Below are 12611 nucleotides of genomic sequence, written 5' to 3' on the forward strand. Positions count from 1 at the left end.
TTCGGGATCAGGGCGCCGCGGCGTCGATCGCCTTCACGATCCGCTTGTCGGAAACCGGGAACGCGGTCCCCAGGGCGTGGGCGAAGTAGCTGACCCGCAGCTCCTCGATCATCCAGCGGATGTCCAGCACCTCCTGCGGCGCCGGCCGGCCCTGCGGGAGCTGTTCGAGCAGCCAGGCGTACTCGTCCTGCATCTCGTGGACCTTCGCCATCCGCGTGGTGTCGCGCTGCACGGCCGTCGGCATCTGCTGGAGCCGGCGGTCGGCCGCGACGAGGTAGCGCATCAGGTCCGGCAGTCGGCGCAGACCGGTGGCCGTGACGAAGCCCGGCGGTACGAGACGGGCCAGCTGTCCGCGTACGTCGGCGACGTTGGCGAGCAGGGTCGGGCTGGTGGTGGATTTCAGCCGGCGCTCGCAGGCCTGCCAGGCGGCCAGGATCTGCTGCACCTGGTCGATCGTGCGGACGGTCAGGTCCACGAGATCGGCGCGGACCTTGTCGTACAGCGTCCGGAACGCCTTCTCGTCCCACGCCGGACCCCCGTGCGCGGCGATCAGCCGGTCGGCGGCGGCGGTGGCGCAGTCCTCGAAGAGGGCCTGCACCGAACCGTGCGGGTTACGGGACAGGGCCAGCTTCTGCTGGTTGGTGAGCCGGTCGGAGGCGAACTTCGCCGGGTTGACGGGGATGTTCAGCAGGATCAGCTTCCGGGTGCCGCGCCACATGGCCTGTCGCTGCTCGGCCTCGGTGTCGAAGAGCCGTACGGCCACGGTCTCGCCCTGGTCGACCAGGGCCGGATAGGCCTTCACCGGCTGCCCGGCCCGACGGGTCTCGAAGACCTTGCCCAGGGCGCCGATCGTCCAGTCCGTGAGGCCCGACCGCTCGATGGACTCGCCCGAGGGCCCGGCGGTCGCCGCCGCGGCCTTGGAGAGCGCTTGGCGGGCCTTCGGGCGCAGCCGCAGCTTCAGCGCCTCCAGGTCCTTGTCCTCGGCGACCTTGCGGCGCCGCTCGTCGACGATCCGGAACGTGATCTTGAGGTGGTCCGGCACCCGGTCCAGGTCGAAGTCGTCCGCGGTCACCGGCACGCCGACCATCCGCTGGAGCTCCCGGGCCAGGGTGGCCGGCAGCGGCTCCTGGAGGGGGACCGCCCGGTCCAGGAACTTGTCCGCGTAGTTCGGCGCGGGGACGTAGTGGCGGCGGATCGGCTTCGGCAGCGAGCGGATCAGCTCGGTGACGACCTCCTCGCGCAGCCCCGGGATCTGCCAGTCGAAGCCCTCGGCGGTGACCTGGTTGAGCACCTGGAGCGGGACGTGGACGGTCACACCGTCCGCGTCCGCGCCGGGCTCGAACTGGTACGTCACCTTGAAGGTGAGCTTCCCCTGCCGCCAGGAGTCCGGGTAGTCGTCCTTGGTGACGGCCCCGGCCTTCTCGTTGATCAGCATCGAGCGCTCGAAGTCGAGGGCGTCGGGCTCCTCGCGCTTCTTCTGCTTCCACCAGGAGTCGAAGTGCGCCCCGGAGACGACGTGCTCGGGAATCCGCTGGTCGTAGAAGTCGAACAGGGTCTCGTCGTCGACGAGGATGTCGCGGCGGCGGGCCCGGTGCTCCAGCTCCTCGACCTCGCCCAGGAGCCTGCGGTTGTCGTGGAAGAACTGGTGGTGGGTCCGCCAGTCGCCCTCGACCAGGGCGTTGCGGATGAACAGGTCCCGCGACGCCTCCTGGTCGATACGGCCGAAATTGACCTTGCGCTGGGCGATGATCGGCACGCCGTAGAGCGTGACCCGCTCGTACGCCATCACCGCCGCCTGGTCCTTCTCCCAGTGCGGCTCGCTGTAGGTGCGCTTCAGCAGGTGCTGGGCCAGTGGCTCGATCCACTCGGGCTCGACCTTCGCGTTGACCCGTGCCCAGAGCCGGGAGGTCTCCACCAGCTCCGCCGACATCACGAACCGCGGCTGCTTCTTGAACAGCGCCGAACCGGGGAACACCGCGAACTTCGCGCCGCGTGCGCCCAGGTACTCGTTCTTCTCGGTGTCCTTCAGCCCGATGTGCGACAGCAGACCGGCCAGCAGCGAGGTGTGCACCGCCTGCTCTGGGACGCCCTCGTCGGCCTTGGGCTCCTCGACGGTGATGCCCATCTGCTTGGCCACCGTGCGCAACTGCGCGTAGATGTCCTGCCATTCACGGATGCGCAGGAAGTTCAGATACTCCTGCTTGCACATCCGGCGGAACGAGGAGGAGCCGCGCTCCTTCTGCTGCTCGCGGATGTAGCGCCACAGGTTCAGATAGGCCAGGAAGTCGGACGTCTCGTCCTTGAACCGGGCGTGCTGCTGGTCCGCCTGCGTCTGCTTCTCCGCGGGCCGCTCGCGCGGGTCCTGGATGGAGAGCGCGGCGGCGATGACCATGACCTCGCGGGCGCACCCGTTGCGGTCGGCCTCGATGACCATGCGGGCGAGGCGGGGGTCGACGGGCAGCTGGGAGAGCTTGCGGCCGAGCGGGGTGAGGCGCTGCCCCTTCTTTCCCTCCCGGGGGGACTTCTCGCCCTGCTCCAGCGCACCCAGCTCCTGGAGGAGCTGCACGCCGTCGCGGATGTTGCGGTGGTCCGGCGGGTCGATGAAGGGGAACTTCTCGATGTCGCCGAGTCCGGCCGCGGTCATCTGGAGGATGACGGAGGCCAGGTTGGTCCGCAGGATCTCCGGGTCGGTGAACTCCGGCCGGGTGACGAAGTCGTCCTCCGAGTACAGCCGGATGCAGATGCCGTCCGACGTACGGCCGCAGCGGCCCTTGCGCTGGTTGGCGCTGGCCTGGGAGATCCGCTCGATGGGCAGCCGCTGGACCTTGGTCCGGTGGCTGTAGCGGGAGATGCGGGCGTTGCCCGGGTCGATCACGTACTTGATGCCGGGGACGGTCAGCGAGGTCTCGGCGACGTTCGTCGCGAGGACGACGCGGCGCCCCGTGTGGCGCTGGAAGACGCGGTGCTGCTCGGCGTGCGAGAGGCGCGCGTAGAGGGGGAGCACCTCGGTGTGCCGGAGGTTGCGCTTGTTCAGCGCGTCCGCCGTGTCCCGGATCTCCCGCTCGCCGGAGAGGAAGACCAGGATGTCGCCGGGGGCCTCGTGGCCCAGCTCGTCGACGGCGTCGCAGATCGCGGTGATCTGGTCGCGGTCGGAGTCCGCCGTGTCTTCTTCGGCCTCTTCCAGCAGAGGGCGGTAGCGCACCTCGACGGGGTACGTACGCCCGCTGACCTCCACGACCGGCGCCTCGCCGAAGTGGCGCGCGAACCGCTCCGGGTCGATGGTCGCCGAGGTGACGACGACCTTCAGGTCCGGGCGCCTGGGCAGCAGCCGGGCGAGGTAGCCGAGCAGGAAGTCGATGTTCAGGGACCGCTCGTGGGCCTCGTCGATGATGATCGTGTCGTACGCCAGCAGCTCCCGGTCCGTCTGGATCTCGGCGAGCAGGATGCCGTCCGTCATCAGCTTCAGATACGTCGACTCCGGGTTCACCTGGTCGGTGAAGCGGACCTTCCAGCCGACGGTCTCGCCCAGCGGCGTCTTCAGCTCGTCCGCGACCCGCTCCGCGACGGTGCGGGCGGCGATCCGGCGGGGCTGGGTGTGCCCGATCATGCCCCGGACGCCGCGTCCCAGCTCCATACAGATCTTGGGCAGCTGCGTGGTCTTCCCGGACCCGGTCTCCCCGGCGACGATCACGACCTGGTGGTCGCGTATCGCCTCCAGGATCTCGTCCTTCTTCTGGCTGACCGGCAGCTCTTCGGGGTACGACAGGGCCGGCAGCCGGGCCGCGCGGGCCGCGAGCCGCTCGGCCGCCCTGCCCGCTTCGGCCGCGATCTCGTCCAGCACGGACTGTCGGGCCTCGGGCTTGCGGATGCGGCGCGCTCCTTCGAGGCGCCGGCCGAGCCGGTTCGCGTCACGGAGCGAGAGCTGTCCGAGCTGGGACTGGAGATCGGCGAAGGAAGTAGACATACGGCCCCCAGGATCTCACCCGGCCATGAGAAGTGGCGACCTCATTTCCCGCGGAACGCGTCACGCGGTAGGACGTTTCGCGCCGGAGTGCGCACCGGCGGCCGCGAACGAGCGGGCAGGCACCGGTGCGCCACGTACCATTTCGGGCAGCCGAACGCTCGCCCCGCCCGAAAGGCCTGTGCCGTGTCCCGTACGCCGTGGTGCTGTCTGACGGCGCTGCTCGCGGTCGTCGTCGGGCTGCTGTGCGGACCGGCGGCCCAGCGGGGCGGGGCGGCCGTGCCCCCGGCGGCGACGGCCCCGCACACCTCCGTGGCGTCCGCGGTCTCCGGTGCGGACGCGGCGGCCGACACCGCCCCCGCGGGGGTCCCGGTCCTCGAAGCCGTCGAGGCGGCAGGCGGCGGCGTCCCCGGCTGCGGCAAGCAGCGGGACCACGACGGGGAGCCCGCCGTGCCCTCCCGCGTCCGCGCCGCGTACGACCAGGCGCCGGGGCTCGCACCGTGGGGACTGCCCGCCGCGACGGGCGCGCTGCCCGCCCAGCCGCCCCAGGGGCTTCGGATACGGCTGCCCGTCCCGGCCGCCCCGACTCCGGTGGAACTCTCCGTGCTGCGGGTATAGGCCGGCGCCGCCGCGACCCGCCCCTCTCCCTCTCCTTCCGCACGACCCGCACGGAGTGCCGCATGCCCACGCCCAAGAACACGACGACGTCCTTCCCACGCAAACCCCTCCTCTACGGAACGGTGGTCGTTCTGGCCGCCGGACTCCTCGGCTTCGCCTCCTACCGGGCCACCGCACCCGACGGCTCGCCCCGGAACACCGGCTCCGCCCCGGCCGCGGAGGTGTCCGCCGACCCGGGCGCCGGCGTCTACCCGGAGCTGGCGAAGCTCGCCCGCCGCGACGCGGACGACCGCCTCGCCACCGGCCGCACCGACGCGCCGGTCGTCCTGATCGAGTACGCCGACTTCAAGTGCGGCTACTGCGGCAAGTTCGCCCGGGACACCGAGCCCGAGCTGGTCGAGGAGTACGTGAAGGACGGCACCCTGCGCATCGAGTGGCGCAACTTCCCGATCTTCGGCGAGGAGTCGGAGACCGCCGCACGCGCTGCCTGGGCCGCCGGGCAGCAGGACCGCTTCTGGGAGTTCCACCGGGCCGCCTACGCCGAGGGGGCGAAGGAGAAGGGCTTCGGCAAGGACCGGGTCAGGGTGCTCGCCGACGAGGCCGGGGTGGAGGACCTGGACCGGTTCATGAAGGACCTGGACGGTCCGGCCGCCCGGGACGCGGTCACGAAGGACCAGGAGCAGGCGTACGGGATCGGCGCGACGTCCACCCCGTCGTTCCTGATCAACGGCCGCCCGATCGCCGGAGCCCAGCCGAAGGAGACGTTCACCGAGGCCATCGAGGCGGCCGCGGAACAGGCGAGGGCCACGACCACCGGCAACGCGGGGAACGGTGCCCGGGACGCTGCCGAGTGACCGCGGACATCGGCTACTTCGCGGCCTTCCTCGGCGGCTTGCTCGCCCTGGTCAGCCCGTGCAGCGCCCTCCTGCTGCCGGCCTTCTTCGCGTACTCCATCGACTCCGCCTCCCGGCTGCTGGCCCGCACCGGCATCTTCTACGCGGGGCTCGCCACCACCCTCGTCCCGCTCGGCGCGGCCGGCTCGTACGCGGGCCGGCTGTTCTACGGGCACCGCGATGCCCTGGTGACGGGCGCCGGGTGGCTGATCATCGCCCTGGGCGTGGCGCAGATCGTCGGCCTGGGCTTCGCCTCGCGGAGGATCGCGGCGCTCAGCGGCCGCATCCGCCCCACGACGGCGTTCTCCGTCTACGCCCTGGGCGCGGTCTACGGACTGGCCGGTTTCTGTGCGGGCCCGATCCTCGGCAGCGTCCTCACCGTCGCGGCGGTCAGCGGCAGCCCGGTCTACGGCGGGCTGCTGCTGGCGGTCTACGCGCTGGGCATGGCGGTGCCGCTGTTCGTGCTGGCGCTGCTCTGGGAGCGCTTCGACCTCGGCCGCCGGGCCTGGCTGCGCGGCCGGGCCCTCCGGCTCGGCCGGTTCGAGCTGCACACCACGTCGCTGCTGTCGGGGCTGTTCTTCATCGGCCTGGGCGCGGTGTTCCTCGTGTACGACGGGACGACCGCGTTGCCGGGCCTGCTCGGGGTCGACGACTCGTTCGCGGTCGAGCAGTGGGCGCAGGACCTGGGTGAGCAGGTGCCGGGCCCGGTGCTGCTGGGGGCCGTGGTGCTCGTGGTGCTGCTGTTCCTCGGCGTAGGGGGCCGGCGCCGACGGGCGGCGGACGAGAGGGGCCGCGCGGAGGAGACGGAGAAGGAGAGCGAGAAGGTGTGACACGGCGAAGGCCCCGTCCGGTGGACGGGGCCTTCGTGTGGTGGCTGGGGCCGGGATCGAACCGGCGACCTATCGCTTTTCAGGCGATCGCTCGTACCAACTGAGCTACCCAGCCACGCAGCCGCTGGGGCTGCAGCGGTCCTGACGGGATTTGAACCCGCGGCCTCCACCTTGACAGGGTGGCGAGCACTCCAAACTGCTCCACAGGACCAAGCAATGTGCGAAACAAGTCTCGCACACGGTAAAACGTGCCCCCAACGGGATTCGAACCCGTGCTACCGCCTTGAAAGGGCGGCGTCCTGGGCCACTAGACGATGAGGGCTAAGGGCCCGCCTGTTCGCTTTGCAGCGCGTCGGGGACGTGAGAAGCATATGGGATGGGCGGAGGTATCGCCAAAACGGTTTACGACGAGGGCGTCGGGCGCGCCGGAGAGCGGGCCGGGGAGGGGGCGGAGGGCGACGCCGGGGCGGGCGAGGAGGAGGACGGGTTGGGCGACGAGGGGGAGGCCTTCTCCAGGTTCTCCTCCGGAAGGTGGCGGCTGACCTCGGCCGTCGTCAGTCCCAGGCCGCCCAGGGTGATCTCGTCCCAGGCCTGGAGACGCCGGGTCGGGCGGTCCAGGTAGAGCACCGAAGCCCGCACCTTCTCCGGCTTCTCGTTCTGCACCGCGCGCAGCCCGCCGCCGCCCGTGGAGCCCTCGACCTTCAGCCGCGTACCGAGCTCCAGCAGCTCGTTGACCCGGTTGTGGAGGTGCCCGGCGAGCACCAGTGGGACCGTGCCGTCGGTCTCCCGGGCGGTGTTCGGGTCGTGGGCGACCGCGATGTCGACCGGGGTGCCCGCGCGTTTCTGGTCCCGGAGGGCGGAGGCCAGCCGCATGCCCTCCAGCCGGGCCGCTTCCTTGCCCCCGGCCGGCTTCGAGCGGTCCGGGGTGAACTGGGCGTCGCCGGTGCCCGCGATCCGCAGCCCGCCGACGTCGACGGCCCTGCCCTCGTCGAGGACGCGCACGTTCTCGAACTTCTCCAGATAGGCCTGGGTGATCTTCGAGTCGTGGTTGCCGCGCACCCAGACGTAGGGCGCGCCGAGATCGCGGATCGGGTCGAGGAACCCGTTCTCCGGGGCTGAGCCGTGGTCCATCGTGTCGCCGGAGTCGATGATCACGTCGATCTCGTACTGCTTCACGAGCGAGGCGATGATGTGCCAGGCCGCAGGGTTGAGGTGGACGTCGGAGACGTGCAGGACCCGGATGGTGCCGGGGTCGGGGCGGTAGACGGGGAGCGTGGAGGTCGCCTCGTACAGCTTGGTGACGTTGGTGACCAGGCGGGCCAGCTCCTGCTGGTAGATGCCGAACTCGGTGACGATCGACCGGGCGTCGCCGACCACGGACGGGGCGCTGGAGAGCAGCCCGGAGAAGCGCGGCTCCAGCACGGACTTCGGGTTCCAGGTGGCGTACGCGCTGACGCCGGAGGCGGCCAGCAGGGCCAGGGCGAGCCCGCCGGCGGCCAGGGCGCGGCGGGGGCGGCGGTAGACGACGAGGCCCAGCGCGGTCGCCCCGGAGACGACGGCGACGCACGAGCGCACGGCCAGCTCCCGGGTGCCCGACGCGACGTCCCGGGTCACCTCCTCCTGGAGGCCGGAGAACCGCTCGGGACGGTCGACCAGGGCCTGGGAGCGTTCCGGGTCGAGACGGTCCACGTCCACGTCCAGCCGGAGCGGCGCGACGTGCGAGTCCAGCTCCAGGGCCCCCAGCGGCGCCACGTTGATCTTGCTTCCGCCGCTGAGGGACGGCCGCAGGGTCATGCTGGTGTCCATGGGGCCGACCGGGGTGCGGATGCTCCCCACGGCCAGCAGGCCGGCCCAGGCCCCCAGCACGACGACGGCGAGCATGCCCAGCGCGCGCACGTACGGGCGGTGGGCGGACCCCGCCGGCCCGCCCAGGGCCGCCGCGCCGGGGCGCGTGCGGGACCCGGCGCGGGCGGCGGGACGGGGGCGGACGTGCTGCCGGGTGAGGCGGTGCCGGAGGCGGGCAGCTGCGGCACGGAACGGGACGCGGACCATTGAGCCCGTATGCCCCGTTGCTCCCCTGCCCATGCCGGTCGGGGCCCGCCCGGCCCCGGGCGGACGGGCCGCCCACGGCCGGAGGACAACCCGTTGGCGGCCGGGGGAACGGGTCGCTCACGGCCGGGGGAACGGACCAGAACGGAGACAGCCCGCCCGCCGGGCCCGCCGTACGTGACAATGGCCGGGTGCTGGAGATGACGCGCGAACAGTTCGAGGAGCTGGTGAGCCAGGCTCTGGACCGGATTCCGCCGGAGCTGACACGGCTGATGGACAACGTGGCGGTGTTCGTCGAGGACGAACCCGACCCCGGCGATCCCGACCTGCTCGGGCTCTACGAGGGCACCCCGCTCACCGACCGCGGTGAGTGGTACGCCGGGGTGCTGCCCGACCGCATCACCGTCTACCGGGGGCCGACGCTGCGGATGTGCGAGTCCCAGGAGGACGTCGTCGCGGAGACGGAGATCACCGTGGTCCACGAGATCGCCCACCACTTCGGCATCGACGACGAACGGCTCCACGCCCTGGGCTACGGGTGAGCGAACGGGCCCCCGACGAGCTGCCGGAGCCCGGCCCGCCCGCCGCGCCGCAGGGCCGGGTCCTCGCGGCGGTGGCGGCGGGCGGCGCGCTCGGCGCGCTCGCGCGGTACGGCGCGCTGACGCTCCGGCCGACGGCGGAGAACGGCTTCCCGTGGACGGTGCTCGGGGTCAACGCGGCCGGCTGCGCCCTCATCGGCGTGCTGATGGTGCTGACCGTCGAGCGCGCCCGGGTGACCCGTCCGCTGGTGCGCCCCTTCCTCGGCGTCGGCGTGCTCGGCGGCTTCACCACCTTCTCGACGTACGCGGTCGACGTCGCGGGCCTGCTGGAGCGTCAGGAGGTCGCGACGGCGCTGACGTACGCCGCGGCCACGGTGGCGGCCGCGCTGGGGGCGGTCGCCGCGGCGGCGACGGCGACGAGGGCCCTGCTGGGCCGGGGCGCCCGGGGCGGGGGCCGGACGGGGTGAACTGGCTGCTGGTGATGGTCGGCGGAGCGATCGGCGCGCCCCTGCGCTATCTGACGGACCGTGCGGTGCAGTCGCGCCGGGGGCCGGGCCTCCCGTACGTCTTCCCGTGGGGCACCTTCGCCGTCAACGCGGCGGGCAGCCTGGCCCTCGGCCTCATGACCGGGGCTGCGGTCTCCTCGCCGGTGCACGCCCTGCTGGCCACGGGGCTGTGCGGGGCGCTGACGACGTATTCCACGTTCTCGTACGAGACCCTGCGCCTGGCCGAGACGGGCCGGGGCCTGCTGGCCGCCGTCAACGTGGCGGTGTCCTTGCTGGTGGGGCTGGGCGCGGTGTTCCTGGGGGTGGAACTGACGGGCGGGTTCTGGGGGTAGCGCACGGCGGGCGGTTCGGTGGGTGGCGCGCGGGTGGCAGGCCGTTCGGGCGTGTCTCCGGCGGGGTCGCGGGAGTTGGGCACGGTGCGACGCCGTACCGCGCGCACCGCTGCATCCGCTTCGGGGCCCGGCGTCGCGTCGCCGATCGCTGTTCCCCTTGCGCCGCCCACGTGTTCCCGCCCGCCGTTCCCTCGCCCCGGAGGTGCCACTCGTGCGCCAGTTGTCCGCCCCTGCCCGCTGGGCAGCCGTCACCGTCACCGCGCTGACGATCGCCGCGTCCACCGGCTGCATGAACGTCGGCGAGGACGGAGCCAGGCCGGGGCCCTCGCGGTCCGACGGCCCGAAGGGGGCGGACATCGAGCCGGCCGGCGGCACGGTCCCCGGCGCCGGCTGGGCCCCCGCCCGCGGCGGTGGGGCCCACCCGCAGTCGGACCGGGAGGCCCCCGACGGGCGCCCGAGTCCGAAGGCCTCCCCCGCCGTGTCGTCGGTCACGCCGAAGGCTCCGCACCCCGAGCCCGGCGTCCCGCAGCCCTCCGGCGGCAACCCTCGGCCGACGCCGACGCCCTCGACGCCCGGCCCGGGGGAGCCGCCCCCCGCCACACCGGAGCCGCCGGCCACTCCCGAGCCGCCGGCCCCGCCGACGCCCGCCCCGGACCCGGACCCCGAGCCGGACCCGGAGCCGACGGAGCCCACGGAACCGCTGCCCTCGGCCTCGCCCGCGGCGCACCTCCGCGCCTATGCGACGGGGCGGTCGCACGACGCCGTCTCGATGCGGACACCGGAGGCATCACCGCAGGTGGGGCCGGTGTAACCGCGTGGTCGACGGGGGCGGGTTGCGCGATGGGGGGAGGAGTGCGTATGGTGGTAGATCGTTTGATCCTATTGCCCGGCGCCGACACAGAAGAGCGCCGTGTGGCGCGTACTCTCCCTTGCCGTGGCTGGACCGCATTGAGGCGGTCGAAATTGCGAATCACGGAGTTATGGGCGCGTGCCGAGACTCCGGAAGGTTTCGCATTTCGCATGTCAATTTCCAGTTCTGACCGCACCGTCATGCCCGAGAATGTCGACAACGCCGAGCTCACCGAGCTCGTCGAGGCCGCTGTGACCGAGGCCCCCGCAGGCACCACCGCCTCGGCCGCTCCGGCCGAGGAGAAGACCGTCGCCGACTTCGTCGCGGACACGAAGGCCGCGGACACGAAGGCCGCGGACACGAAGGCCGCGGACACGAAGGCCGCGGACACGAAGGCCGAGGCGAAGGACGAGGACGCGGTGGCCGAGGCCCCCGCCGACACCGCGGCCGACGCCGAGCCGACCGTCACCTTCGGCTCGCTGGGCCTGCCCGAGGGCATCGTCCGCAAGCTCGCGCAGAACGGTGTGACCGCCCCCTTCCCCATCCAGGCGGCGACCATCCCGGACGCCCTGGCCGGCAAGGACATCCTCGGCCGCGGCCGTACGGGCTCCGGCAAGACGCTCTCCTTCGGCCTGCCGCTGCTGGCCACACTGGCCGGCGGCACCACCGAGAAGAAGAAGCCGCGCGGCATCATCCTCACCCCGACCCGCGAGCTCGCGATGCAGGTCGCGGACGCCCTGCAGCCCTACGGCGACGTGCTCGGCCTCAAGATGAAGGTCGTCTGCGGCGGCACGTCGATGGGCAACCAGATCTACGCCCTGGAGCGCGGCGTCGACGTCCTCGTCGCCACCCCGGGCCGACTGCGCGACATCATCAACCGCGGCGCCTGCTCCCTGGCGAGCGTCCAGGTCGCGGTTCTCGACGAGGCCGACCAGATGTCGGACCTGGGCTTCCTGCCCGAGGTCACCGAGCTGCTCGACCAGATCCCCGGCGGCGGCCAGCGGATGCTCTTCTCCGCCACCATGGAGAACGAGATCGGCACGCTGGTCAAGCGCTACCTCACCGACCCGGTCACGCACGAGGTCGACAGCGCCCAGGGCAACGTCACGACGATGTCGCACCACGTCCTCGTCGTGAAGCCGAAGGACAAGGCGCCGGTCACGGCCGCCATCGCCGCCCGCAAGGGCCGCACGATCATCTTCGTCCGCACCCAGCTGGGCGCCGACCGCATCGCCGAGCAGCTCATCGAGTCCGGTGTGAAGGCCGACGCGCTGCACGGCGGCATGACCCAGGGCGCCCGTACGCGGGTCCTGGAGGACTTCAAGAAGGGTTACGTCAACGCGCTCGTCGCGACCGACGTCGCCGCCCGAGGCATCCACGTCGACGGCATCGACCTGGTCCTGAACGTGGACCCGGCCGGCGACCACAAGGACTACCTGCACCGCTCGGGCCGTACCGCCCGCGCCGGCAAGTCCGGTGTCGTCGTCTCGCTGGCGCTGCCGCACCAGCGCCGTCAGATCTTCCGCCTGATGGAGGACGCGGGCGTCGACGCCTCGCGCCACATCGTGCAGGGCGCGGGCGTCTTCGAGCCGGAGGTCGCCGAGATCACGGGCGCCCGTTCGCTCACCGAGGTCCAGGCCGACTCCGCGAACAACGCCGCCAAGCAGGCCGAGCGCGAGGCCGCCGACCTGACGAAGCAGCTGGAGCGCGTCCAGCGCCGCGCCGTCGAGCTGCGCGGGGAGGCCGACCGCCTGGTCGCCCGCGCCGCACGCGAGCGGGGCGACGACCCGGAGGCGGCGGTGGCCGAGGTGGCCGCAGAGGCAGAGGCCGCCCTCGTGGCAGCCGTCTCCGTGCCGGAGCAGCCGGCCGCCCGCGACGAGCAGCGCCGCGACGAGCGGGGCAACTACGAGCGCCGTGACAACCGCGGCGGCTACCGCGGCGGCAACGACCGCCCGTCCGGTGGTTTCCGTTCCGGTGGCGGTGACCGCCGGGACGACCGTGGTGGCCGTTCGTTCGAGCGTCGGGACAATGAC

General features: G+C 72.4%; 10 protein-coding genes and 3 tRNA genes. 8 read left to right on the forward strand and 5 right to left on the reverse strand.

Annotation, left to right across the window (positions count from 1 at the left end):
- Positions 1–7 precede the first annotated feature (7 nt).
- Positions 8–3964, reverse strand: a complete 3957-nt coding sequence (hrpA, locus tag V9U70_RS27000; RefSeq protein WP_336679417.1) for an ATP-dependent RNA helicase HrpA — start codon at positions 3962–3964, stop codon at positions 8–10.
- Positions 3965–4147: 183 nt separating this feature from the next.
- Between hrpA and V9U70_RS27005 the strand changes: the two genes are divergently transcribed.
- From V9U70_RS27005 to V9U70_RS27015, 3 genes are all read left to right on the forward strand, one after another.
- The gene (locus V9U70_RS27005; RefSeq protein WP_336679418.1) at positions 4148–4579 is read left to right on the forward strand and encodes a hypothetical protein; all 432 of its coding nucleotides are present in this window, start codon (positions 4148–4150) and stop codon (positions 4577–4579) included.
- A 62-nt stretch (positions 4580–4641) separates the two neighbouring features.
- Positions 4642–5433, forward strand: coding sequence for a DsbA family protein (locus V9U70_RS27010; RefSeq protein WP_336679419.1), 792 nt, complete (start codon positions 4642–4644; stop codon positions 5431–5433).
- Positions 5430–6302: a cytochrome c biogenesis CcdA family protein gene (locus V9U70_RS27015; protein ID WP_336679421.1), complete on the forward strand. Its 873-nt coding sequence runs from the start codon at positions 5430–5432 to the stop codon at positions 6300–6302. The genes V9U70_RS27010 and V9U70_RS27015 overlap by 4 nt, the downstream gene beginning before the upstream one ends.
- Before the next feature lie 38 nt (positions 6303–6340).
- Here V9U70_RS27015 and V9U70_RS27020 read toward each other — a convergent pair.
- From V9U70_RS27020 to V9U70_RS27035, 4 genes are all read right to left on the reverse strand, one after another.
- Positions 6341–6417 (reverse strand) — tRNA-Phe (locus tag V9U70_RS27020).
- Between the two features lie 21 nt (positions 6418–6438).
- Positions 6439–6513: transfer RNA gene (locus V9U70_RS27025), tRNA-Asp, on the reverse strand.
- 38 nt (positions 6514–6551) lie between these two features.
- A tRNA-Glu gene (locus V9U70_RS27030) sits at positions 6552–6624 on the reverse strand.
- Positions 6625–6704: 80 nt separating this feature from the next.
- The gene (locus tag V9U70_RS27035) at positions 6705–8354 is read right to left on the reverse strand and encodes a metallophosphoesterase family protein (protein WP_336679422.1); all 1650 of its coding nucleotides are present in this window, start codon (positions 8352–8354) and stop codon (positions 6705–6707) included.
- Between the two features lie 188 nt (positions 8355–8542).
- Here V9U70_RS27035 and V9U70_RS27040 point away from each other — a divergent pair, with 188 nt between their 5' ends.
- From V9U70_RS27040 to V9U70_RS27060, 5 genes are all read left to right on the forward strand, one after another.
- Positions 8543–8893, forward strand: coding sequence for a metallopeptidase family protein (locus V9U70_RS27040; protein WP_336679424.1), 351 nt, complete (start codon positions 8543–8545; stop codon positions 8891–8893).
- A complete protein-coding gene (locus tag V9U70_RS27045; protein ID WP_336679425.1) occupies positions 8890–9357 on the forward strand; it encodes a fluoride efflux transporter FluC in 468 nt (155 codons plus the stop codon). Before V9U70_RS27040 ends, V9U70_RS27045 begins: the two co-directional genes overlap by 4 nt.
- Positions 9354–9728, forward strand: coding sequence for a fluoride efflux transporter FluC (locus V9U70_RS27050; RefSeq protein WP_336679427.1), 375 nt, complete (start codon positions 9354–9356; stop codon positions 9726–9728). Before V9U70_RS27045 ends, V9U70_RS27050 begins: the two co-directional genes overlap by 4 nt.
- A gap of 211 nt (positions 9729–9939) precedes the next feature.
- Positions 9940–10539, forward strand: coding sequence for a hypothetical protein (locus tag V9U70_RS27055; RefSeq protein ID WP_336679429.1), 600 nt, complete (start codon positions 9940–9942; stop codon positions 10537–10539).
- Positions 10540–10778: 239 nt separating this feature from the next.
- The coding region (locus V9U70_RS27060) for a DEAD/DEAH box helicase (protein WP_336679431.1) at positions 10779–12611 on the forward strand (1833 nt) is incomplete at its 3' end.

The organism is Streptomyces pratensis (assembly GCF_037137275.1).
GTDB classification, from domain to species: domain Bacteria; phylum Actinomycetota; class Actinomycetes; order Streptomycetales; family Streptomycetaceae; genus Streptomyces; species Streptomyces pratensis_B.

Excerpts from the sequence above, each read along its gene's own strand:
- hrpA (WP_336679417.1), bottom strand. The coding sequence starts at position 3,964 with ATGTCTACTTCCTTCGCCGATCTCCAGTCCCAGCTCGGACAGCTCTCG.
- V9U70_RS27010 (WP_336679419.1), top strand. The coding sequence starts at position 4,642 with ATGCCCACGCCCAAGAACACGACGACGTCCTTCCCACGCAAACCCCTC.
- V9U70_RS27035 (WP_336679422.1), bottom strand. The coding sequence starts at position 8,354 with ATGGTCCGCGTCCCGTTCCGTGCCGCAGCTGCCCGCCTCCGGCACCGC.